Below are 23,133 nucleotides of genomic sequence, written 5' to 3' on the forward strand. Positions count from 1 at the left end.
GAACTGCGGATGACACGGACGGAGCCACGGGCTGAACGCCACCAGGTCGGCTCGCGCTGGACAGCGATAACTATACCGGTATAGTTATCGCCATGGTTGAGATCAAAACGGAGTCCGAGCTGGCGATGATGCGCGAAGCAGGCCGGGTGGTGGCGAACACCCTGCACGCGGTCAAGGAAGCGGCCGCGATCGGCGTCTCCCTGCGCGAGCTGGACGAAGTCGCCGCCCACGTCATCAGCGAGGCCGGCGCGAAGCCGTCGTTCCTGCACTACCAGCCGCGGTCCGCGCCGACGCCCTACCCGAACGTCCTCTGCGCCAGCGTCAACGACGTCGTCGTGCACGGGATCCCGACCGCGTACCGCATCCAGGACGGCGACCTGGTCAGCATCGACTGCGGCGCGATCCTCGACGGCTGGAACGGCGACGCGGCGATCAGCTTCGTCGTCGGCCAGGCCGACCCCGCGGACCTGGCGCTCATCGCGGCCACCGAGCGGGCGCTGGCCGCGGGGATCGCCGCCGCGCAGCCGGGCGCGAAGCTCGGCGACATCTCGTACGCGATCGGCGTCGCCGGGCGCGCCGAGGGGCACGGCATGCTCGACGACCACGGCGGGCACGGCATCGGCCGGGCGATGCACGAGGACCCGCACCTGCCGAACGAAGGCCGCGCGGGGCGCGGGATGCGGCTCAAGCCGGGCCTCGCGCTGGCGATCGAGCCGATGCTCACCCGGGGTGGCGACGCCTACCGGTACGCCGAGGACGGCTGGTCGATCCTCACCGCCGACGGCAGCCGGGCCGCGCACGTCGAGCACACCATCGCGATCACCGAAGACGGCCCGCGCGTGCTCACCGTGCGGTAAACAGAGGGGATGGACAACACCGTCATCCGGTCGGGTGATTCTGGGGACGCTGACACGCTGCTGCGCTTCTTCGACGAAGCCGTCGAATGGCTGGTCGCGCGCGGCAGCGCGAAGCAGTGGGGGACCGAGCCGTGGAGCCGCGTCCCGAAGCGCGTCGAGCGGGTCAAGGGCATGGCCGCGGACCCGGGCCTGCGCATCGCGGTGGTCGACGGCGAGGCCGCCGGCGCGCTGATCGTCTCGGAGGAACACGACCCGCACGTACCCGCGGTGGACGAGCGCGAGCTGTACATCCGGCTGCTCATCACGTCACGGCGGTTCACCGGGCGGCGCGTCGGCGGTCGCCTTGTCGAGTACGCGCTCGACGAGGCCCGGCGGCGCGGCATCGACCTCGTGCGCGTCGACTGCTGGGCCGGCGGCGACGGTGAGCTGCAGCGGTACTACGAGAGCCAGGGGTTCACGCCGACGGTCCGGTTCACCGTCGAGGACTGGGTCGGGCAGGTGCTGGAACAGCGCGTGGGGTAGCGCTCTCGCGGCCCGCAGGCGACACTGTTGACGCGGTGCCAACAGACGAAGGAGTCGCCATGGAACTCGCGGGCAAGGTCGTCGTCATCACCGGCGGCGGGCAGGGGATCGGCGCGGCGACCGCGTCGGCGCTGGCCAGGCTGGGCGCGAAGGTGGTGATCGGCGACCTCGACCAGGTCCGGGCCGAGAAGACCGCCGGCGAGCTGGACGCCGACGCGCTGCCGCTGGACGTCACCGACATCCGCGGGTTCACCGCATTCCTCGACGAGGTCGAGCGCCGGCACGGCCGGATCGACGTGCTGATCAACAACGCCGGCATCATGCCGCTCGGCGACCTCGAGACGGAGACCGACGCGACGACCCGGCGTCAGCTGGAGATCAACCTGCACGCCGTCATCCACGGCACGCGCGAGGCGGTGCAGCGGATGCGGCCGCGGCGCAGCGGGCACATCGTCAACGTCGCGTCGTTCGCGGGCAAGGCCGGCTTCCCCGGCGCGGCGACCTACTGCGCCACCAAGCACGCCGTCGTCGGGCTGTCCGAGGCGGTGCACCTGGAACTGCACGGCAGCGGCGTCCACGTTTCGTGCGTGATGCCGGGCATCGTGCGGACCGAGCTGGCGAGCGGCCTCGCCGAGGCGAAGATGGTCAAGTCCGTGCGGCCGGAAGATGTGGCCGACGCCATCGTATCCGCGCTGCGCAAGCCTCGTTTCGACGTCTTCGTGCCCCGCTCGCTGGGCACTATGGGCAAGCTCACGCGGCTGCTGCCGCGGCGGGCGGGCGAGGCGTTCGCCCGTGCGCTGAAAGCGGACCGGCTTTTGGCTTCAGCGGCCCATTCCCCGGCCCGCGCGGCCTACGAGGCACGGGCCGCGGAGAGCGGTCCCGGGGTAACTCGAACGGACCAGTGACTGTCCGATTTGGACGTGCCGGGTGTTGAGTCCGCCCGCCCGGCCCGGCAAGATTGCCTCCGGACCGGTTTTGGGAGGCGCGAGAACAATGGTTTCACCACCCGCACGGCTGGCCGCCGCGGCGTCGAACGTGGTCGGCAAGGTGCTGCACGGCGGCGTCGCCGACCTGCGCCCGATGCCGCGGGTACTGATCGACCAGGGGCCGAACCGTTCGCTGTACCGGATGACGCACAGCGGCGGGACGGTGTCCGGGCCGCCGATCCTGCTGGTGCCCCCGCTGGCGGCCCCGGCGATCTGCTTCGACCTGCGCCGAGGCTGCAGCCTCATCGAGCACCTGATCCAGGGCGGCCGCAACACCTACCTCGTCGACTACGGCATGGTGGCGTTCTCCGACCGCAGGCTGGGCATCGAGCACTGGATCGACGAGGTCCTCCCACGCGCGATCCGCCGCGTGAGTCTTGATGCGGGCGGACAGCCGGTGCACCTGGTGTCGTGGTCGCTGGGCGGGATCTTCTCGCTGCTGGCGAACGCCGACCAGCCGGACCTCCCGATCGCGTCGATCACCGCGATCGGCTCGCCGGTGGACTTCACGGCCATCCCGATCGTGGCGCCGTTCCGCCCCCTGGTGGACCTCACGAACGGCCACCTGCTGACCCCGATCTACCGGGCGTTCGGCGGCGCACCGTCCTATTTGGTCAGCCGAGTGTTCCGCGCAACGGGCATCAGCAAGGAAATCACGAAGCCCCTGGCCATCTTGTCCCATCTCGACGACCGCGACTACCTGGCCCAGATCGAGGCGGTCGACCACTTCATGAGCAACATGTACGCGTACCCGGGGAGGACGTTCGGCCAGCTGTACCACCGCCTGTTCCGCACGAACGACCTGGCGGAGGGCAAGGTCGACCTGAACGGCCGGATCATCTCGCTGTCATCGGTCCGCGTGCCGACATTGGTGGTGGCAGGCGAAAACGACACGATCGCACCCCGGCCGTCGGTGGAGCGCGTGGTGGAGCTGCTGGACAAGGCCCCGGAGGTCCGCTTCAAGACGGCGCCGGGAGGACACCTGGGCGTGCTGACGGGCCGAAAGGCGCGGGGAACGACGTGGCGCTACCTGGACGAGTTCCTGGACGACCAGATCTCGTGAAGGAGCTGGAGGCCACCCGGGCCGGGGCGGCCTCCAGCGGTCTCACTTGAGCTCGGCGGACGTCTTCCCGAGGATCCGCCTCGCGACGATCAGCTGCTGAATCTGCTGCGTCCCCTCGAAGATGTCCAGAATCTTCGCGTCCCGGGCCCACTTCTCGAGCAGCGACTCCTCACCGTAAGCCCCGGTCAGCTCGACGCACTTCAGCGCGATCTCCACCACCGAACGCCCCGCCTTGGCCTTCGCCATGGACGCCTGCAGCGAGTTCGGCTTGCGGTTGTCCGCCATCCAGGCCGATTCCAGCGTCAGCAGGTACGCCGACTCGTAGTCCGCCTCCAGCCGCAGGAACTCCGCCGCCGCCGCGTGCTGGGAGTTGGCTGGGCGGTCGTAGTCGATCTCGACGCCCGCCTCCGTGAGGATCCGGCGAGTCTCCTCCAGTGCCGCGCGGGCGACGCCGATCGCCATGGCCGCCACCAGGGGGCGGGTGTTGTCGAACGTCTGCATGACGCCCGCGAAACCCTTTTTGGTGTCGATCTCGGGCGAACCCAGCAGATTCTCGCGCGGGACGCGGCAGTTCTCGAAGCGCAGCACCGCCGTGTCCGAAGCGCGGATGCCGAGTTTGTGCTCGGTGCGCACCACCTCGAAGCCCGGCGTGCCCTTCTCCACCACGAACGACTTGATCGCCGCGCGGCCCTTGGACTTGTCCAGCGTCGCCCAGACGACCACCGCGTCCGCGCGCTCGCCCGACGTCACGAAGATCTTCTCGCCGTTGAGGACGTACTCGTCGCCGTCGAGGCGAGCCGTGGTGCTGACCGCCGCCGAGTCCGAGCCGAACGCCGGCTCGGTGATCGCCATCGCCGCCCACATGCCCTTGAACCGCTCGAGCTGCTCGTCCGTCGCCACCGAGCCGATCGCCGCGTTGCCGAGGCCTTGGCGCGGCATCGACAGCAGCAGGCCGACGTCGCCCCAGCACATCTCGATCGTGCCGAGGACGACGTTCAGGTTGGCTCCGTTGCGGTTTCCCTTGGCCGAATCGTCGGAGCCGGAGCGGCGGACGCCCGCCGCGCCCGCGCCGCCCTCGCCGGACGAATTCAAGCCGTCGAGCAGCGCCGCGAACATGTCCAGCTCGGCCGGGTAGGTGTGCTCCGCGCGGTCGTACTTGCGCGAGATCGGGCGGAACACCTCGGCCGCGGCCTGGTACGCCTGGTTGATCAGGGCGCCGGCCTTCTTGGGGACTTCCAGGTTGATCATGACTTGCCTTTCCCAAAGCCTAGAGAAGGACGGCGCCTTCCATGACGCCGATGGCCCGCAGGTCCCGGTACCAGCGCTCGACCGGGTGCTCCTTGACGAAGCCGTGCCCGCCGAGCAGCTGCACGCCCGCGTTGCCGATCTGCATGCCCTTGTCCACGGCCAGCTTCCGCGCCAGCGCCACCTCGCGGGCGTAGGGCTTGCCCTGCTCGGCCCGCGCCGCGGCGCGCAGCGTGACCAGCCGCAGGCCCTCCAGCTCGATCGCGATGTCGGCGACGGAGAACGCCACCGCCTGCCGGTGGCTGATCGGCTCGCCGAACGCCACCCGCTCGTTGACGTACGGGACGACGTAGTCGAGAACGGCCTTCGAGGTGCCGGCGGCCAGCGCCGCCCAGCCCAGCCGCGACAGCCGGACGACCTCGGCGAAGACGTCCGCCTTGCCGCCGCCGAGCAGCGCACCCGCGGGCAGGTTGACGTGCTCCAGGTGCAGCTTGCCGGTCGCGGCGCCGCGCAGGCCCATCGCCGGCTCGGCCTCGATGCTCACCCCGGCGCTCGACGACTCGACGAGGAACAGCGCCGGGCCGCGGCCTTCGAGGTCGGCCGACACGACGAACAGCTCCGCCTGCGTCGCCCGCGGGACCAGCGACTTCACGCCGTCGAGCTGGTAGCCCTTCGGGGTGCGGCGCGCCTTCGTGGCCGGCTTGAAGGGGTCGTAGAGCGCTTTCTGCTCCTGCAGGGCCAGTGCGGCGGCCGGGACGTGCTCACCGGTGAAGGCGGGCAGGTAGTCGGCCTGCTGCTGCTCGTCGCCCCAGCTGACCAGCGCGGTGCTGACCGCGGACGGCGCGAGCACGGCGACGGCCAGGCCGAGGTCGCCGTGCGCAAGCGCTTCCGCCACCAGCGCGTTGGTCACGACCGAGCGTTCCGTGCCGACGCCGCCGAGCTCCTCCGGGATGCCGACCAGGCTGATGCCCAGCTCGGCGGCCCGGCTCAGCAGCCCTTCGGGCGCCTCGAGCTTGGCGTCGGCGTCCGCGGCGGCCGGCCGCAGCTGCTCGGCGGCGAACTCGGTCACCGTTTCGACGATGAGCTGCTGGTCCTCGCTCGGGGTGAGGTCGAACAGCCCGGTGTCGGCGGCCGGCGTGAGCCGGGCGGGCTTGCCCAGCTTCTGCACCGACTTGAACGACCGGGTGGCCGCGCCGGCGACGCGGAAACCGTTGCGCGTCCCCGCGGTGACCAGGCCCTCGAGCGGCTTCCGCAACCCGGCCCGATCGACGACCTTGCTCCCGGCGAGCCGGGTCAGCGCGGACAGGCCCCAGCCCATCGCGTCCCGTTTCCTTGGCGCAGCCATGTGGCCCTCCATCCCGTTACCTACTCGCCAGTAGGTTAACCCGGGAGCGGGGATAGCGCCAGTGTGGGGTTCATCGCCGAGTGAGCCGGGCCGAAATCTCCCACAGCCGGCGGGCCAGGTCGGCGTCCACGCCGCGCTGCCGTTCGAGCTTCGGCCGGCCACCCGACCGGTCGCCGGGGCCGACGTAGGCGCCGCCGGGGACGTCTCCGGTCGCGGCGAACAGGATCGGCAGGGCGCCGTACTCGGGCTTCTTCTGGGCGATCACCGGGTAAAGCGCTTTCAAGACGGCGGCGGACACCCCGCGGTAGTGCCGGTCGAGCCCGGTCCGCGCGACGCCGGGGTGGGCCGCGACGGCGAGCGTGGCCCGCCCGGCCTCGGTGAGGCGCCGCTGCAGTTCGTGCGTGAACAGCAGGTTCGCCAGCTTCGACTGGTTGTACGCCCCCAGCGCGGAGTAGCGGCGGCGCTCCCAGTTCAGGTCGTCGAGGCGGATCCGGCCCCGCCGCGCCAGGCCTGACGAGACCGTCACCACCCGGCCGGTGACGTGCGGCAGCAGCAGGTTCGTCAGCAGGAACGGCCCGAAGTGGTTGACGGCCAGGTGCGTCTCGAAGCCGTCGGCGGTCTTCGCGTACGGCACGGCCATCACGCCGGCGTTGTTGATCAGGACGTCGAGCTCGCCCGCCCAGCCGGCCGCGAACGCGCGCACCGAAGCGAGGTCGGCGAGGTCGAGCCGCCGGACTTCGGTGTCACCCGGCGGGGGCGTGACGCGGGCGGGGTCGCGGACGGCGAGCACGACGCGGGCGCCGGTGGCGGCGAGTTCGCGGGCGGTGACGGCGCCGAGCCCACCGCCGGCGCCGGTGACGAGGTAAGTGGTCATGCGCTCAGCGTCGCGGCGGCGGGAAGGCCGCGGCAGAGCGCGCCGATCGGGGGATCGGCGATCCCTGGCACCGGCCGCGGGGGCGCCGATAATCGACGACGTGGACCGCGCCGCACTCGCCGACTTCCTGCGCCGCCGCCGGCAGGCGCTGCGCCCGGACGACGTCGGGCTGCCGCCGGGGCAGCGCCGCCGCACCTCCGGGCTGCGGCGGGAGGAGGTTGCGGCGCTGTCGGGGATGTCGACGGACTACTACACGCGGCTCGAGCAGCAGCGCGGGCCGCGTCCGTCGGAGCAGCTGCTCGCCGCGATCGCGCGCGGGCTGCGGCTCACCTTGGACGAGCGCGACCACCTGTTCCGGCTGGCCGGGCACACCGCGCCGAGCCGCGTGTCGCGCGCGGACCACGTCAGCCCGCCGCTGATGCGCGTGCTGGACCGGCTGCACGACACACCCGCGCAGGTGATGTCGAACCTCGGCGAGACGCTCGCACAGAACCGGCTGGCCGAAGCCCTGCTCGGCACCGAAACCGGCTATCGCGGGGCCGCCCGCAGCGCCGTCTACCGGTGGTTCACCGACCCGGCGGAGCAGCGGATCCATCCCATGGCCGAGCGCGCGCGTCACGCCCGTTTCCTGGTGGCGAAGCTGCGGGCGGCCAGCGCGACCGAAACCAGGGCCACCGAACTGGCGCGGCTGCTGACCGCGAAGAGCGCGGAGTTCGCGACGCTGTGGGAGGCGCACGAGGTCGCGGTGCCGTTCGAGCGGCGCAAGACGATCGTGCACCCCGGCGTCGGCGAAATCGCGCTCGACTGCCAGCTGCTCTTCACCGACGACCTCGCGCAGGTGCTGCTGGTGTACACGGCCACGCCCGGTACCGAGGACGCGGAGAAGCTGCGGCTGCTGTCGGTCGTCGGCCCCGGGCTGCTATGAGTGCTGGGCGTGCACGTTCCGCCGCCACTCACCGAACCGGAGCCGTTCGAACGTGATGAGCCCGAGCACCAGCGCGGCGGCGATCAGCAGCAGCGCGGCGGCGGGCACGTGCTCCAGCAGCGGCGTCGACGCGACCAGCAGCACGCCGAGGACCAGCCGCTGGACGTTCCAGCTGCCGAGGTTGCGCTTGCGCAGCGCGCTCAGCGCGATCAGGTAGAGCGCGAGGCCGCCGGTCAACGTCCAGATCGGCACGCCGTGCAGTGCTTCGCCGGGGGTGTGGTGCTCGGTGTCGGCGAGGTAAAGGAAGGCCTTCTTCAGGCCGAGGGCGACCAGCACGATCCCGGCGATCAGCGGCAGGTGCAGGAAGGTGTAGGAGTCGGTGGCGAGCTTGGTGCGTTCGGTCCCGGTGGCCTGGGTGAGCCGGTGTTCGGACACGCGCGCGACGACGTCGAAGTAGGTCCACCACATCCCGGCGGCCAGCGCGAGCCCGCACACGGCGGCCCCGGCGACCAGCCACGACATCGGCAGCGCCCCGATCCCGATCCCGATGGCGACGATCGACTCGCCGAGCGCGATGATCACGATGAGCCCGAACCGCTCGGCGAAGTGCGCAGGCGAGTTGAGCCGCCACCCGTCCGGCCCGGTGAGGTAGACGTTGAGGTAGTCGGCCAGCAGCGCGACGACCCACAGCCCCAGCTGCCACGGCCCGCTCAGGAAGGCGGCCACCCCGAGCAGCACGACGCTCGGCAGCAGGCCCACGAACATCTTGAGCAGCACCCGCCGCAGCCCCGGGTCGTCCTTCGCCGCGCCCAGATAGGCAACGAGGTGAAGAAGCCGGACGAGCGCGTAGCAGACGACGAACAGCGCGGGCGCATACAGGCCGCCGGGGTGGTCGACGAAGGCTTCCGGGATGGTCAGCGACACCAGGAACATCACGGCCATGGCGCCGAACATGGCCAGCCGCGCGATCCCGTGGTCGACGTGGATGGTGTTCCCGAGCCAGGCATAGGAGCACCAGCACCACCACAGGACGGCGAGCATGGCCACCCCCTGCCCGACACCGATGGGGCTCAGGTGGTCGGCCATCAGCTGCGTGGTCTGGGTGATGGCGTAGACGAAGACCAGGTCGAAGAACAGCTCGATGGTGGAGACGCGGTGGTCCTCATCCGCGCTCACCAGGTGCAGGCGTGTCGTGGGCACGCCGAATTATGGACGAAAACATGTCAAGTGGTTCCGGTTTTGTCGTAACGCCCTGCGCGAACGTGGCCCAGCGTGCATGTGTCTGGGACAATGAGCCCGGACGTGGGGAGGTGGGTCGTGCATTCCTATGCGGCCGCGCACCACAAGACGATCATGGCCGTCGACATCGCCGGCTACAACGACCCCAAGAGGACGACCGCGCACCGGCTGGTCGTCCACGAGGGGTTCTGGAAACTCATGCGCACCGCTTTCGCGGACGCGGGCATCCCATGGGACGCCCTCTTCATGGAGAACACCGGCGACGGCGTGATGATCCACCTGCCCACCGAGGTGACGAAGGCGGATCTGGTGGCCGAGCTGCCGGACCGCATGCTGGCGGAGCTGCGCCGGTACAACGAGGTGCACGCCGCCGAGGCGAACGTGCGCCTGCGGGTGGCCCTCCACGCGGGCGAGGTCTACCAGGGCAGCCACGGAACGATCAGCGACGCGAACAGCTTCGCGTTCCGCCTGCTGGACGCGGCCGAGGTCAAGGAGGCGTTGAAGCAGTCGAAAGCCGTGCTGGCACTGGTCGTGTCGAACACGTTCTACCAGGACGTGGTCCGCGCGGACCCGGCCGCGGACGCGCCCTCGTACCGGCGGATCCCCATTGAGAACAAGGAAACGAAGACCGAGGCGTGGTTGCGCCTTCTGGGTGCCCCGGCCGCCCGGGTCGCGGTGTCGGCATCGCGGTCGGCCGCCAGTCCGTTCGGGTTCGCGGAGCTCGTCGAGGCACTGCTGGCGGTCGCGTGCGTGCGCAACGCGGAAAGCCGGCGGCTCCTCCTGCAGTCGTTCGCCCGGCGCGAGATCGCCGACGCCGTGCCGCACCAAGCGGAAGACCGCCTGCACGTGATCGCGCTGGCGCGAACTTGCGAACGGTACGACGGCGGTCTCGAGGAATTGCTCGCCACCGTGCGCCTGCTCGACCCGGGGTCGCCTCAGGTCGATCACCTGGGAGCCGTGATCGCCGGTCGTTCGACGCTCGAGGTGCGTTGACAGTTGTCCGCCTTTTGCCCCTTTTCGCGAAGCGCCGGATAGGTAGACTCGCGATCTTCGGGGCACTTCGCGGGGGCGGGAGGTGGTACGCCGGTGTCGATCAGGCAAGGGCGCCCCCAAATCGGCCTCACGATCCGCCGGGCTCTCGTCGACGTACTGGTGGTCGCCGGTTTCGCCGACGACAAGTCGATCAGGACTTTGATGGTCGCGGAGTTGCGGCGAGCGCTTGACAATCCTTTCACCGTGCCGGATCAGCTCGCCCCGCGGGCGCAGCTGATCGAGATCGTCAACGGTTGCAGCGTGCTCGACAACGGGCTGCCGGCGCTGGCCGACGTGCTCGAATTCCTGCGGCCGGGAACGAAGGAGTGCACCGAGTTCCGCGATCTGGTGGATTCCCTGCCGTTGCGGGATGTGGTAGCGGAATCGGAGCAGGAGCAGTTTCGCCAGCGGCTCGAGGGGTTCGCGCCACCCGGGCTCCGGGTGGCCGTTCGCCGTGCCGCCCCCCACGTCTTCCCGGCGCCGGTCTTCCCGGACGCGGCGGAGGCCTTCTCCGGCCTTGCCGACTTCAACGCCGCGCCCGGAGAGCTGCCACCGGTCGTGGCCTTCGCCGAGTTGATCTCGGCCGAATGCGACGAACAACTGGCCGTGAGCCTGCGCAAGTGGGCGGACGGACAGGCTCATCGGCTCCGGCTCGAAGAGGCACTTCGTGAGCTTCGTGCGCAGGCTGTGCCCTCTCGGTCGGGCCGGTTGCACCTGGCGATCATGATCAGCACGGATCCGGTCGACGCGGATCGGCACGAGATCTCGCACTGGCGGCAGGACGATCCGGACGAGTGGCCGCCCCCTCGTGGGGAAACCGTCGTGGCGAGGTCGGCGGAGCTCGAAACCGAAGTGGCGAAAGTGATCTCCGCGGCGGAAGAATCGTGGTCGGAAAGTGACGCGGAAGCCGTCATCGAGTTCGTGCTGCCGCGTGGTTTACTGGATCTTCCGGTGCACACCTGGCGCACGGAGCGTGAGTTCGGTGGGCCGCAACCGTTGTACATGAGCTATCCGACGGTCATTCGTTCACTGGAACGGATGAGCTCCCGACGTTCGCACCGGGTCTGGCGGCGGCGTTGGGCCTCCTGGACGGCGGAACCATCCGTCGAGCGGGTGTATTTCTGCGATCCGGCGGACACTGAAGACCAGCAGCAGATCGACGCGGTTTTCAGTGACGAGCGCTGGCTCATGACGGTGTTGACCACCGCTCCGCCGTCGAACCCGATTCCCGGCCGGGACGAACTCTTCGCCGCCTTGCGCGCGGGCTTGCCGGTCGTCGTATGGCATCCTACGGTTTCTTCGGAAGGCGTGCGCGAGGTGGTAACCTGGTTGGCCGGGCGTCACGATTTGGGGAATCTGCCGACTCTGACCAGGAAACATCGGCTCGACGCGCTCAGGAATCGGTCGTCGTCCCCGGATGGCGGCATCTTAGGGGATCTGGTGGTGCTATGGGACGATCCGAACCGGATGCTCCCTCTCGCCGACGGCGGACCCGGACCGGCTCCGGGAGGGGGTGCCGATGAGCACCACCGAGCGTCATGACGGCACGCACGACTGGTGGATCTACCGCGGCACAGGTCATCCGCTGCAGGACACGCACCTGGCCGACCGGTTGCCGCCCCCGCCGCCGTGGCGTGACTTCCGCCGGGACGAGGTACCGCCGGCCGGTGACCTGCCGCAGGACGACGCCGAGACGAACCGGCGCCTGGGCGTGGAGCTGAGCTTTTCCGCCGGGCACGTCGACCGCGCCGAAGTCGACATGGTCAACGCCGCGCTGTACCTGCGCCGTCCGCTCCTGGTGACCGGGAAACCCGGAAGCGGGAAATCGACCTTGGCCTACCGGATCGCCCGCGAGCTGCGGTTGGGGCGAGTGCTCCGCTGGTCGGTCACTTCGCAGACCACGCTGAGATCCGGGCTCTACGACTACGACGCCATCGGCCGTCTGCAGGCGTCGCAGGCACGCGGCTCCGCCGGGGAGGATCGGCCCGTCGGCGATTTCTTCCGGCTGCGGGAACTCGGGACGGCGTTCCTGCCGCGCCGGCTGCCTCGGGTCCTGCTCGTCGACGAGCTGGACAAGGCGGAGTCCGACCTCCCCCACGACCTGCTGTCGGTCTTCGAGGACGGCGAGTACCTCATCCCGGAGCTCGCGCGAGACGCCCGTCATTCGCCCGTCACCGAGGTGTTCACGGCGGATCCCGGCCACACGGCGGAGATCGAGAACGGGGTCGTCCGGTGTTCGGCGTTCCCCGTCGTCATCATCACCAGCAACGGGGAACGGGACTTCCCGCCGGCGTTCCTGCGCCGGTGCCTGCGCCTGGAGATGAAGGACCCCGGGCCGGCGAAGCTGGCCGCCATCGTCGCCGCGCACGCCCTCGACCCGAACCACCGCGCGGTGCTGATCGAGGACTTCGTCGCCCGGCGGACGGCACTCGGGGGACTGCCCGCGGACAAACTGCTCGACGCGATCTTCCTGGCGACTTCGGGGGCCTACCGGCCGGATGACCCGGGCTGGCCGGAGCTGGTCGAGGCGCTCTGGCAGCACCTGAACCAGCAGGGGCACTGAAATGCCGGAAAACCCGGGCAATCCCGACGACCACGACCTGACGGCGGACGAGGTCGCCGACGGGCTGTGGTTGATGGCCGCCATCGCGGCCGGCTCGGTGGACGCCCCGGAGCCGCTGCCGGCCCCTGAGGAGCCGCCGAACCGGGACGAGCTGCCGGAGACAGCCGCGGTGCATCCGCCACCGGTGAACCGGGGGGAAGAGCCCGGGCGCGACGGAGATCGGCTGCCGCCGCCTGACCTGCCACCGGTCGTCCTGACCGAGCTGGGGACCCCTCGGGTGACCGTTGGCGCGGGCGGCCTGCTCGATGCCGAAGCGGAATCACCGTCGGCCGGTGCGACCTCGCCGTTGCCCGACATCGGGAAACTCGTTCGCTCCTTCCGGGCGTTCAAGCGGAAGGTCGCCTCGGAGCAGCCGGAAGACGTCGAACTCGACGAGGAGCGGACGGTCGACCTCAGCGCGGAAGCGGGGATGTTGTTCCCCGTCATGAAACGGACGCGCCGGCCGTGGTTGCACCTGACCCTGGTGGTCGAGCAGGCGCCGTCGATGGCGCTGTGGAACCCGACCATCGCGGCGTTCGTCACGCTGTGCCAGCGGCGGCTCGGGATCTTCCGTTCGGTCCAGGTGCGGCTTCTGGAGACGGGGAAGACCGGACGTGCCGAGGGCGGCCTGGTCCTGGGGCCGGTGCTGCGCGGCGGCACACCGGACAGCCCGGCGCGAGGTGCGGGTGAGCCGGTCGACTCCTCCGGCCGCCGGTTGATGCTCGTGCTGACCGACGGCATCAGTGACGCCTGGCGCCGGGACCTCGTGCAGCCGCTGCTGGCGCGCTGGGGGCGGAAGGTGCCGGTCGCGGTGGTGCACCTGCTGCCCCGGCGGCTCTGGGCCCGAGGCGGAGTCGACGCACAGGACGCCGAGATCACGACCAAGGGTCCGGTGCGGCCCAACGCGTCCTACCTCGTCCGGTTGACCGACTTCCTGCTCGACGAACTCGAGCAAGCGGAACTGACCGCGAACTCGGTCGCAGTACCGGTGCTGGAACTGGAGGAACGGTGGTTTCGCAGGTGGGCGGAGGTCGTCACCGGCCGGGCGGGTGTCCCGCGGAAGTGTTCTGTCATGATCATTCGCGACCAGCCGGTGAGGGCGATAACCGAATCGAGTGAAATTCCGGCTTCACGTGAGAATGAGGCCGACTCGAGTGATCGGGTGAGGGATTTTCACAGTCAGGCGTCGCCGTCGGCATTTCGGCTGGCCACGCTACTGGCTGCGGTCCCGGTGGATCTCGACGTCGCGTCGGCGGTGCAGGCGGAGATGTTGCCGGGGTCCGGTCCCGATCACCTCGTGGAGGTGTTCACGAGCGGCCTGCTGCGACACGAGCGTGATCGGCAGCCCTGGGACCGGAACACGCCGTGGGAGTTCTCCGGCCAGACCAGAAGAGTGCTGCTCAGCGGGGCGCGAAGGTCGGACACCGCGCACGCGGTCCGGGCGGCGTCGCGGCAGTACGGCGAGCAGAACCCGACATTGGCGCGGCTGCAGGCGGCATTGGCCGAGCCGGACTCGACCCCGGACCCGGAACCCGAAACGGCGTCACCTGCCGAAATAGCACTCGAACGAGATGTGATGAGTGCGTTGTCGGGTCCATACTTATCGCGAGCCGATCGGCTGGCTAGACTGGACACCGAGCCTTCGAGTTCACCCGGTATGCGCGGTTCCCCTACTATGGACAACGATGTTAGCGCTGCTAGCATCCCGGCGGTGACGATGTCGCAGGAACTCAAGCAATCGGGTATCCCCGGCGAGGCCGCCGCTACGGATGTGGTGGACCCGGAGTCGACGGAACGCTCTGCCGAGACCCAAGCAATACTTGCCGACAAGGCAAGCGTCGTGGCCAGCGTAGGGGCGTCGACTTCGCGCCAGGTACGGCGTTCGGGTGAGGAGGTTCCCCCGGTCTGGGGTGCGATTCCCCCGCCCAACCCGAACTTCACCGGCCGCGGCGAGTTGCTCAGCCAGCTGAGCGAACTACTGGGCGCCGGCACCACAGCGGTGCTGCCCGCCACCCTGCACGGAATGGGTGGCATCGGCAAGACCCAGATGGCCACCGAATACATCTACCGGCACCTGCAGGACTACGACATCGTCTGGTGGATCCAGGCCACCCAGCCGACCCAGATCAACGCGTCGCTCACCGAACTCGCCCAGCACCTCCGCCTGCCTGGCGCCGGGGAGGCCATCACCGCCGTGCCCGCGGTCAAGGAGGCACTCCGCCTCGGCCGGCCGTACCGGCGGTGGCTGCTCGTCTTCGACTCGGCCGAAGACCCGGAAATGGTCCGCCCGTTCTTCCCGGTCGGCGGTCCCGGCGACATCCTCGTGACCTCACGCAACCCGAACTGGGCGGGAGTGGCACGTCCGCTGGAGATAGCCATCTTCGAACGCAGCGAAAGCAAGATGCTGCTGAGCAGGCGTGGGCCGCAACTCGACGACGCGGACGCTGATCGCATCGCCGAAAAACTGGGCGACCTCCCGCTGGCGATCGAGCAGGCCGCGGCCTGGCTGGCTGAGACCGGCATGAGGGCCGGGGAGTACTTGCAGCTGTTCGACGAGAAGGTCGCGGAAATCCTCGAGACCTCCAGCCCGCAGGACTACGAGACCTCGGTCGCCGCGGCGTGGAACGTGTCGTTCGACCAGCTGAGCGTCAGCAACCCGGCGGCCCACCAGCTGTTGCAGGTGTGTGCTTTCTTCGCCCCCGAACCGGTGTCGCGCAATTTGTTCGCCGGCGTTCGCGGGCTCACGGTGTCACCCGAACTCGACACGGCGTTGCGTGATCCGATCAAGCTGAGCCGGGCTGTTCGCGACATCAACCGGTTCGGCCTCGCGAAGATCGACCACCGCACCGACACGATCCTTCTGCACCGGCTGGTCCAGCTGGTCCTGCGCAACCGCATGTCGGATCAGCACCGGAACGAAATGCGGCACGGCGCGCACCAGCTGCTGGCCAACCTCGACCCGAACGACCCGAGGTCGCCGCGGCAGTGGCAGCGCTATCAGGAGGTGCTGCCGCACATCTACGACGCCGAGCTGATCGAGTGCACGGACCAGTGGGTGCGGCAGCTCGTGCTCAACCTGATGAAGTTCCTCTACTACTGGGGTGACCACAAAGGCGCAGTCACCCTTGCCGAACGCGCGGTGGAGGGGTGGGAGCGGGACCGGCTCGAACGACAGCGCAGGGGCGAGGCGTCCATCGAGGACCCGCCGTTGCAGGAGCTGGAAGCTTCCGAGCGGCTGGCATTCTTCCAATGGACTGTCGGGCGCTATGCAGACGCCGCGAGGACCAGCCACGACACCTATGACCGCTACCGGGACGCGATCGGTCCCGATCGCGAAGAGACGCTCGTTGCCGCACTGACCTACGCCGTCATCCTGAAGGCGAGGGGTGAATTCGCGGAAGCCGCCCAGCGCAACGAAGAGATCTACGTCAAGGCACGTGGCTTGTTCGGAAACGACGACCCGAGCACACTGGTCGCCGCCAATGACTATATCGCGGCACTGCTCCTGACGGGGGAGTACCGGCGGGCGTATGAACTGGCCCAGGACACCTATCGCCAACGCGTCGAGGTTCTCGGTTACGACAACGCGTCGACCGTCACGACCCAGGTCTTGATGGTGGTCGCCCGGCGTGAGCTGGGCGATTACCCGTGGGCGCGGATCGAGCAGCAGCAGATCACCGACCGGGTCGAGCAGCTCTACGGTACGGACAGCATCAGCACCCTGCGCCGCAAGTACCACCTGGCAGTTGCCTGCAGGAAGGACGGCGACCACGACGTGGCTCGCGCGATTTCCGAGGACGCGCTCCGCCGGTTCCGGGTCCGGTACGGCGACAAGCACCCGAACGCGCTGGCTTGTGCGCTCGGGTACTCGATCGACCTGCGGCACGCGCACGAGTTCGCGCGGGCTCGCGAACTGGGCGAGGAGGTCTTCGACCTCTACCGCGAGAGCCTGGGAGAAAAGCACCCGCACACGCTCTCCGCGGCGCTCGATCTCGGCGTGACGATGCGGCTGTCCGGCGACCCGTCAAGCGCGCGAGCCCTTGACGAACGTTCCCTGGAGGGGTTCCGGGCACAGCTGGGCGAGGATCACCCGCACAGCATCGTGTGCGCGATCGACGTCGCGAGTGATCTCGCCGCACTGGACCGCCTCGAAGAAGCCGCCGAGCGTGACGCGGAACTGCTGGTGCGTTCCCGTCGGGTTCTCGGTGAGAACCACCCAACGACACTGGCGGTTCAGCTCAACCGTTCGCTCGACCTCAGGGCGCTGGGCCGGACAGAAGAAGCAGAGCAGCTCTACATCGACGTCATGAATCGCTATCGCCAGGTCCTGGGTGAGACCCACCCGGGCACGATCGCTGCGGCGAACAACATTCGCGCAGACTGTGACATCGACCCGATGCCCCTCTAAGGCATTCTGTTCACACCTTCGTCCACGTGCGTTGCGGCGGACGACGGGTTCGCCGGGCACGGCCGGGACGCACGTTCCCGGCCACGCCCGGCGCAAGCGACGCTCAGGTGCAGCCCTCAAGTTTCCGTAACGGATACCTTGCTGCCGAAGAGTGGGAATAGAGTTTCCAGGCCGGTGCCGCTATTGCGAAAAATTACCTCGTCCGCGGGGTGGGGCGATGGGCTGCTACCGCGGCCCCGGCTGAACATGCTGAAAGGGTTCGACAATGGGAAATTCGGAGGGGCCGGTACTGGTACGGACCTCAATTGAAATTGCGTCTGCTCTGACCGATGGTGTCGGCCTTGATGCTAGCGTGATCGCTGCAGGTGCGGGCATTCTTACTGCGGTGGTGGCTGCTGTCAGCGCGTGGACGGGTCACCTCGAGCGTCGAGCCCAACGAGCCCGGATGGCTCGCAGTGAGGTCGTTCAGGTGTTGAATCGCGGGGAAGAGATCGGACGCCATGTGCTGGCATTTGTTCCGATCACTCGCGCTGGGTTCGAGAAGCTCAACATCGCCGAGTTTCGAATCGTGGCGAGCAATCTCGCTGAGCAGAATATCGAGGGAACCGGCGTTCATCTTCGCGAGATTGCCGACCTTGCGCGACGTCTCGCTGATGCGGCTGGCCCTGAACAAGACGTGATTGTTGCAGCTTCCGCCGGAGATTCGTCCGCTGAGGACTGGCGAATGAGGAGTATTTCGCGGCAAGATCGGATTGCTGAGAAATTGATAGAGGAAATCGAGAAGGCGCGGCAAATCCTCCGGTCGCAGCCGTGACGCCGGGTCGGCAACGGATCTCCTGATTCGAACCGATGCGGAGTGCGCCGGATGCCTCGGCTCGGTCAGTGAGTGAACCGGCCGAGCCATCCGGCGATGGTTTCGACAGGCGGGGGCGTGCCGGTGATCGCGCGGAGGGCTCGGTGCACCGCCCGTACCAGCTCTGGGCTGTGCAGCAATGCTCGAGCTGCCGGCCCCGTTCCGCAGGCCGTCAGGGCCAGTCCCAGCCCGACGAGTGCGGCCGGGTCGTCGGGGTCGTCCGCCAGCAGACGCCGATACCCGGCAATCGCGGGCTCGGGTCGACCGGCGACCAGTTCCAGGTCCGCGTCGGTGACAGCGGGGACGGTGTGGCCGTGTTCGGCGAGCGCGGCCACACCGCGGCCGAGCCGGAGCCGGATCAGGTCCGCCCGGGCATTGGTCCAGCGGCCGTCGGGGACCGGCGTCGGGGTCCGTGGCTCGGCCGGTTTGCCGAGTTTGGGCCAGGAATCCCCACAACGCCACGCGGCGGCGAGCGCCGCTACTGTCTCGGCGTCCGGGCGCAGATGCCGGAGGCGCCAAGTGGCGTAGTGGTCGGCGGCCGCCGACATCGCCCAAGCTCCGGGGCCGGCGGCGAGTGGTTCCTCCTGCCACGGGGTCATTTCGACCGCGATGTTGTCGAGGAAGCGTTGCCCGGTCGGGGTCAGGACGGCGTCGCCACGGACGTCCTGCAGAGTGCGCCAAGTGGCGCTTCGCCAGAGCGCGAACTCGAACGACGCAAGCGCGTTGTCCGGTTCGGCCGCGGCCAGCGCCCGCCAGAAGCCTGTCACACCGAAGAACGCGTAGATGCCGTGCAGCACACCGCCGATCGGCCGCGGATCGTCTCGCCAAGGTGCGTACAGCCGCTCGCGGGGATCGTCGGTGTGCAGGGTGGCCAGGTGCTGGACACCGCCGAGCTTGATGTGCTGGAACTCGTGGACGAGCGCGGCGGCGAGCTGCTCGGAATCGCTGCTGTAGGCCACGATCGCACTGCCGAACGCCTCGCCAGTGGACGCGCTGGGCAGCCGAAAGGCGACAGCCGGGGCCGGCACCAGCGATTCGAGCCCAGCGCGGAGCGCCTCAGCCATCTGGGGCAGGTGCGTGGCGACAAGGTGCCACGCGTTGTCGACGACGGTGCGCCAAGATTCGACTTCCAGGGCGGTGAGCCGCTTCGGCGGAATCGGTTCGTAGAGGCCGCGGTAGGGATCGAGGTCGTCCAGCCTGAGCGAAAGCCGCAGGTCGCCGTGCCAGCTCGTGATCCGGCGGAGGGGGTGCCAACCCGCGGTTTCGACACCCAGGTCGTCCGGTAGCCGGACTTCGATGTGGCGGTTCCGGACGACGATTCCGTCGTCCCCGGCGGACACCCGCGCCACACCGAACGGTTCGCCGGTGCGCAGCCGGACCATGCCGAGCGTCGGCAGGGACACGGTGCCCTGCCAGATCGGGAGTTCCGCCTCGAAAGCGGCTCCGGCACGGACGGCCGCTGCGGCGGCCAGGCAGTGCACGTGGCCGAGGTGGACCCAGAACGGGCAGACACCGGTCATGTCCTGGCGGCACAACCGGGTAGTGTAGCCGGCCCACGTCCCCGTGTAGGGATGGGCGAGAATCGTTTCGACCGCGGCGGGATCCTGTTGCTGAATCCTGGCCAGCAGCTCCCACGCCCACTCGAGCGACGGGAGCGGGGCGGAAACGTCGGGGGATTTGGCCGCCTGATCGATGATCCCCCGCAGCAGGAGCAGCCTTCTGCTCCGCTCGGCCGCACGCAGGTTCCGGACCAGGGCGGGGCCGCCGTCGCCCCGGGCGAATGCGTCGAAATCGCTCCACGACAGGTGGTGGGGGATCAGTGCGTCGGTGGCCATGGTCAGTCGATTCGCCGGGCACCTTCACTGCCGCTCGCCGTCACTGGGATATAAGAAACCCGCTCCGCCGCGTGTCGCAAAGCTTTGCGCAATTCGCCGCCGTCCAAGGTGCGCAGCTCCGACAGTGGTATCGCGCCGAGATCGAGGACTGCGGAGTCGATTCCCGCTTCCCTGCCGGATCGTGCGTCCTGCATCGCGATTCCCCTCTCGCAGGGAGAACGGACCCCGTCGGCCCGCTGGGTATTGTCCCCCATTCCCGGCGATTGCGATAGGGACGGAGGCCGTGCGCCGTTCGGACGACGACGGGGCGAGCCCGGTCGCGTCGAGCGTGGCCGGTGTGACCTGTGGCGAGGAGGGTTCCCGTGAACTCGGGATCTCTGGTGGTCATGGGCTCGGCGGCCTACCGCAAGACGATCATGGCGCTGGATATCGCCGGCTGCAACGCGACCAGCCACCCTTCCGCTTGATGGAGGCACGGGAGGCGAAGACTGCCTTGAAAACGTCCGGCACGGCACTGGCACTGATCGTGTGGAGCCGAAGGCGGAAGCTTGGCTGCGGTGCCGGGCGGTCCCGCGCGTTCGCAATGCGCAAAGCCGGACCTCCGTCGTCCCCGCAGGTCGACGCTCTAGCCGTGATCATCCGAGAGCGGTGACGCAACGGTATTCGGCCGGTTGTCTGCGACGCACCACTTCATGTCCATCTTTTGCCCCTATTCCGCCCCGGATCGATGGGTAAAATCACGGGTCCCGGGCACCCGGGCGGGGAGGTGGTTCGTCAGGTGTCGGCCGGTGAGCAAACTCGTGGACCGGGTTGGGAGCTCCACCTCCCGTCCACGGTCCGGGTAGCGGTCCGGGAGGCGATCGTCAATCTCCTCGCCAACGCCGGACTCGCCACCGACCGGCCGAGCCGGTCGCTGATGCTGGATTTGATTCACGACAACCTCGGGTTCCAGTTGACGCTTTCGGACCACGCGACCGGACGTGACCAGCTGATCGATATCGTCAACGCCTGCGCCCGTGCCGATGGCGGGATGCACGCCCTCGATCACGCCGTACGCATGTTGCGTCCGGGTTCCCCGGAATTCGAGCTCTTGCACCGGCTCGTGCACGAACCGCGGATGCACGACCTCCTGCCGGATTCGGAATTGTCGTGGCTGCGTTCCGTGCTGGTCGGATTCACCCCGCCCCTGCTCGGCATCCTGGTCAGGCGCGCCGCCAGCCCGGCCACGTGCCCGGCCTCCGAGCCGGGTGACGCCTGGGAGGCGTTCTGCCTGCTGACCGAGCTCAACACGCCCGCGCACGGCCTGCCACCGGCGCTCGCTTTCGTCGAACTCGTCGCCGCCAAGTGCGCTCGTCCGCTCGGTGACGAACTGCGGGAATGGAACACCTGGCAGGCCCGGCGGGTGCAGGGCGAAGAGCGGTTGCGCGAGCTTCGCGCCGAACGCGAACACAACGGCGGCGGCGGCGAACTCCGGCTGCACCTGGTGATCATGGTGGAGCTGGACGGGATCGACCCCGATCGGCACGTGGTTTCCCATTGGCGCCAGGAGGACCCGCAAGAATGGCCGCCGGCCAGGGGCGGCATCGCCACCGTTCGCGGCGCGGACCTCGAATACCACGTCGACCGGCTGATCGTCGACGCGGAACGCGCCTGGTCGGAATACCGCGAAGAAGTCGCACTCGAGTTCGTGCTGCCACGCGCGCTCGTGAACCTTCCGGTGCACCGGTGGTGCAAGGAGCACGAAACCGGCGATCCCCGGCCGCTGTTCCTCGATTATCCGATCGTCATCCGGTCGCTGGAAAGGATGTTCTCCCGGCAATGGCACCGGGCGTGGCGAATCCGCTGGGAGGCGATGAGCGATGATCCGTCCGCCGAGCGGGTGTACTACTGCTCGCCGCAGGACACCGCCGGGCGTCACCGGCTCGACGCGATTCTCAGCGACGGGAAGTGGTTGATGATGGTCCTCGCCGGTCCGCCGCCGACGCGGCCGTGCTCCGGCGGGGACGAAATGGCGACCGGGTTGCGTTCCGGGATCCCGGTGCTGCTCTGGCACCCCGACGCCACCGCCGATGTGCTGCACGAAGTCGTCGCATGGCTCCTCGACAGCGGCGGCCTCGGCGACCTGCCCGCACGGACCCGGGATTCCCGGCGGGCGGCGTTCCGCGAGGTGACCATCCCCGTCGACCTCCGGATCGCCCGCGATCTGGTCATCCTGTGGGACGACCCGAACAGATTGCTCTTTCTGGACGACGGTCCGTACCTGCCGGACGCGATACGGGAGGATTCAGATGAACGCGGCAGAGCATCTTGAGCGACCGGAGTGGTGGATCTACCGCGGCACCGGCCGTCCCCTTTCCGAAGCGTCGTTGGCCGACCTGCTGCCACCGGCACCACCGTGGCGGGCGTTCAACGGCGGCCCGTTGCCGGTCGAGGACGTCGTCCCGCAGGACGAAGGCGAGGCGGACCGGAGACTGGGTTCCGAGCATCGGCTGCCCGCCCGGCACGTCGACCCGCACGAGATCGACATGGTCAACGCGGCGCTTTACCTGCGTCGCCCATTGCTGGTCACCGGCCGTCCGGGAAGCGGGAAGTCGAGTCTCGCGTACCGCGTCGCCCGGGAGCTGCGCTTGGGCCGCGTGCTGCGGTGGCCGATCACCTCCCACACCACTCTCAAGGGCGGTCTCTACACCTACGACGCGATCGGCCGGGCCCAGGCGGCCGCCGGCCGCGCGGCCGACCGGCGGGACGGCGACCGGGAACCGCCGATCGGCGAATACCTGCGGCTCGGCGAACTCGGCACGGTCTTCTTGCCGCGCCGGCAGCCGCGCGTGCTGCTGATCGACGAGCTGGACAAGAGCGAAGCGGACCTGCCCAACGACCTGCTCAGCCTGTTCGAGGACGGCGAGTTCCTGATTCCCGAGCTGGTGCGGATGCGCAGCCGCAGCCGCGAGGTCGAGGTCTTCACGGCGGATCCGGACCTGACGGCCACGATCCCGGACGGCCGGGTCAGGTGCGCCGCCTTCCCCTTCGTCGTGATCACCAGCAACGGTGACCGCGACTTCCCGCCTGCCTTCCTCCGCCGGTGCCTCCGGCTCGAAATCCAGGACCCGGACATCGAACAGCTGGCCGAGATGGTGGCGGCGCACGCGCTCGACCCGAACGACACCCACCGGTCCCGCATCATCGAAGAGTTCGTCAGCCGCAGCGAGGCCTTCGGCGGGCTGCCGGTGGACAAGCTCCTCGAAGCCGTTTACCTCGCGACCTCGGGGGCCTACCGCGACGAAGGTGAGTCCTGGCCCCGGTTGATCGACGCCATCTGGCGGCAGTTGAACTCCGTGGTGCCGTGA

Annotated in this window: 17 protein-coding genes; 12 read left to right on the top strand and 5 right to left on the bottom strand. The window is 69.1% G+C overall.

Annotated features, from left to right (window positions below; translation table 11 throughout):
- The first annotated feature begins 92 nt into the window (after positions 1-92).
- The 4 genes from map (at position 93) to ACWEGE_RS09350 (ending at position 3,428) form a co-directional block, all read left to right on the top strand.
- Positions 93-857 (top strand): type I methionyl aminopeptidase, encoded by a 765-nt coding sequence (map, locus tag ACWEGE_RS09335; protein ID WP_449659955.1) that lies wholly within the window; start codon positions 93-95, stop codon positions 855-857.
- A 9-nt stretch (positions 858-866) separates the two neighbouring features.
- A complete protein-coding gene (locus ACWEGE_RS09340; RefSeq protein WP_449659956.1) occupies positions 867-1,379 on the top strand; it encodes a GNAT family N-acetyltransferase in 513 nt (170 codons plus the stop codon).
- A gap of 59 nt (positions 1,380-1,438) precedes the next feature.
- Positions 1,439-2,284, top strand: coding sequence for an SDR family oxidoreductase (locus ACWEGE_RS09345; protein WP_449659957.1), 846 nt, complete (start codon positions 1,439-1,441; stop codon positions 2,282-2,284).
- A gap of 88 nt (positions 2,285-2,372) precedes the next feature.
- Positions 2,373-3,428 carry an alpha/beta fold hydrolase gene (locus tag ACWEGE_RS09350; RefSeq protein ID WP_449659958.1) on the top strand — a complete coding sequence of 352 codons (1,056 nt, stop codon included), beginning with the start codon at positions 2,373-2,375 and terminating at the stop codon, positions 3,426-3,428.
- Between the two features lie 42 nt (positions 3,429-3,470).
- Here the strand turns inward: ACWEGE_RS09350 and ACWEGE_RS09355 are convergent, their stop codons facing one another.
- The 3 genes from ACWEGE_RS09355 to ACWEGE_RS09365 all read right to left on the bottom strand — a co-directional run bounded on the left by ACWEGE_RS09355 (position 3,471) and on the right by ACWEGE_RS09365 (position 6,892).
- Positions 3,471-4,676 carry an acyl-CoA dehydrogenase family protein gene (locus tag ACWEGE_RS09355; RefSeq protein WP_449659959.1) on the bottom strand — a complete coding sequence of 402 codons (1,206 nt, stop codon included), beginning with the start codon at positions 4,674-4,676 and terminating at the stop codon, positions 3,471-3,473.
- Positions 4,677-4,695: 19 nt separating this feature from the next.
- Entirely contained in the window at positions 4,696-5,991 is a 1,296-nt protein-coding gene (locus tag ACWEGE_RS09360) for an acyl-CoA dehydrogenase family protein (protein ID WP_449660266.1), read from the bottom strand.
- Positions 5,992-6,088: 97 nt separating this feature from the next.
- Positions 6,089-6,892: an SDR family NAD(P)-dependent oxidoreductase gene (locus ACWEGE_RS09365; protein WP_449659960.1), complete on the bottom strand. Its 804-nt coding sequence runs from the start codon at positions 6,890-6,892 to the stop codon at positions 6,089-6,091.
- Positions 6,893-6,992: 100 nt separating this feature from the next.
- On the opposite strand from ACWEGE_RS09365, the gene ACWEGE_RS09370 reads away from it, so the two are divergent.
- Positions 6,993-7,817 carry a helix-turn-helix transcriptional regulator gene (locus ACWEGE_RS09370; protein ID WP_449659961.1) on the top strand — a complete coding sequence of 275 codons (825 nt, stop codon included), beginning with the start codon at positions 6,993-6,995 and terminating at the stop codon, positions 7,815-7,817.
- Here the strand turns inward: ACWEGE_RS09370 and ACWEGE_RS09375 are convergent.
- Positions 7,812-9,017 (bottom strand): low temperature requirement protein A, encoded by a 1,206-nt coding sequence (locus tag ACWEGE_RS09375; protein ID WP_449659962.1) that lies wholly within the window; start codon positions 9,015-9,017, stop codon positions 7,812-7,814. The two genes, ACWEGE_RS09370 and ACWEGE_RS09375, sit on opposite strands and share 6 nt — an antisense overlap.
- Positions 9,018-9,119: 102 nt before the next feature.
- On the opposite strand from ACWEGE_RS09375, the gene ACWEGE_RS09380 reads away from it, so the two are divergent.
- The 5 genes from ACWEGE_RS09380 (at position 9,120) to ACWEGE_RS09400 (ending at position 17,912) form a co-directional block, all read left to right on the top strand.
- Positions 9,120-10,049, top strand: coding sequence for an effector-associated domain 2-containing protein (locus ACWEGE_RS09380; protein WP_449659963.1), 930 nt, complete (start codon positions 9,120-9,122; stop codon positions 10,047-10,049).
- Positions 10,050-10,142: 93 nt separating this feature from the next.
- Positions 10,143-11,630, top strand: a complete 1,488-nt coding sequence (locus ACWEGE_RS09385) for a VMAP-C domain-containing protein (RefSeq protein WP_449659964.1) — start codon at positions 10,143-10,145, stop codon at positions 11,628-11,630.
- Entirely contained in the window at positions 11,608-12,651 is a 1,044-nt protein-coding gene (locus ACWEGE_RS09390; protein WP_449659965.1) for an AAA family ATPase, read from the top strand. Before ACWEGE_RS09385 ends, ACWEGE_RS09390 begins: the two co-directional genes overlap by 23 nt.
- 1 nt (position 12,652) lies before the next feature.
- Complete coding sequence (fxsT, locus tag ACWEGE_RS09395; protein ID WP_449659966.1) at positions 12,653-17,098, top strand: FxSxx-COOH system tetratricopeptide repeat protein; 4,446 nt, start codon at positions 12,653-12,655, stop codon at positions 17,096-17,098.
- Between the two features lie 265 nt (positions 17,099-17,363).
- Positions 17,364-17,912, top strand: a complete 549-nt coding sequence (locus tag ACWEGE_RS09400; protein ID WP_449659967.1) for a hypothetical protein — start codon at positions 17,364-17,366, stop codon at positions 17,910-17,912.
- 65 nt (positions 17,913-17,977) lie between these two features.
- Here ACWEGE_RS09400 and ACWEGE_RS09405 read toward each other — a convergent pair whose 3' ends face one another.
- Entirely contained in the window at positions 17,978-19,786 is a 1,809-nt protein-coding gene (locus ACWEGE_RS09405; protein WP_449659968.1) for an aKG-HExxH-type peptide beta-hydroxylase, read from the bottom strand.
- Between the two features lie 766 nt (positions 19,787-20,552).
- Here ACWEGE_RS09405 and ACWEGE_RS09410 point away from each other — a divergent pair.
- Entirely contained in the window at positions 20,553-22,097 is a 1,545-nt protein-coding gene (locus ACWEGE_RS09410; RefSeq protein WP_449659969.1) for a VMAP-C domain-containing protein, read from the top strand.
- Positions 22,075-23,133, top strand: a complete 1,059-nt coding sequence (locus ACWEGE_RS09415) for an AAA family ATPase (RefSeq protein WP_449659970.1) — start codon at positions 22,075-22,077, stop codon at positions 23,131-23,133. Before ACWEGE_RS09410 ends, ACWEGE_RS09415 begins: the two co-directional genes overlap by 23 nt.

The sequence above is a fragment of the Amycolatopsis sp. NPDC004747 genome (genome assembly GCF_053601335.1).

Bases quoted from the DNA above. Each gene is read 5' to 3' on its own strand.
- ACWEGE_RS09340 (WP_449659956.1), top strand. From the start codon at position 867: ATGGACAACACCGTCATCCGGTCGGGTGATTCTGGGGACGCTGACACG.
- ACWEGE_RS09355 (WP_449659959.1), bottom strand. From the start codon at position 4,676: ATGATCAACCTGGAAGTCCCCAAGAAGGCCGGCGCCCTGATCAACCAG.
- fxsT (WP_449659966.1), top strand. From the start codon at position 12,653: ATGCCGGAAAACCCGGGCAATCCCGACGACCACGACCTGACGGCGGAC.
- ACWEGE_RS09390 (WP_449659965.1), top strand. From the start codon at position 11,608: ATGAGCACCACCGAGCGTCATGACGGCACGCACGACTGGTGGATCTAC.
- ACWEGE_RS09365 (WP_449659960.1), bottom strand. From the start codon at position 6,892: ATGACCACTTACCTCGTCACCGGCGCCGGCGGTGGGCTCGGCGCCGTC.
- ACWEGE_RS09405 (WP_449659968.1), bottom strand. From the start codon at position 19,786: ATGGCCACCGACGCACTGATCCCCCACCACCTGTCGTGGAGCGATTTC.
- ACWEGE_RS09360 (WP_449660266.1), bottom strand. From the start codon at position 5,991: ATGGGCTGGGGCCTGTCCGCGCTGACCCGGCTCGCCGGGAGCAAGGTC.
- ACWEGE_RS09345 (WP_449659957.1), top strand. From the start codon at position 1,439: ATGGAACTCGCGGGCAAGGTCGTCGTCATCACCGGCGGCGGGCAGGGG.
- ACWEGE_RS09350 (WP_449659958.1), top strand. From the start codon at position 2,373: ATGGTTTCACCACCCGCACGGCTGGCCGCCGCGGCGTCGAACGTGGTC.
- map (WP_449659955.1), top strand. From the start codon at position 93: ATGGTTGAGATCAAAACGGAGTCCGAGCTGGCGATGATGCGCGAAGCA.
- ACWEGE_RS09415 (WP_449659970.1), top strand. From the start codon at position 22,075: ATGAACGCGGCAGAGCATCTTGAGCGACCGGAGTGGTGGATCTACCGC.
- ACWEGE_RS09400 (WP_449659967.1), top strand. From the start codon at position 17,364: ATGGGAAATTCGGAGGGGCCGGTACTGGTACGGACCTCAATTGAAATT.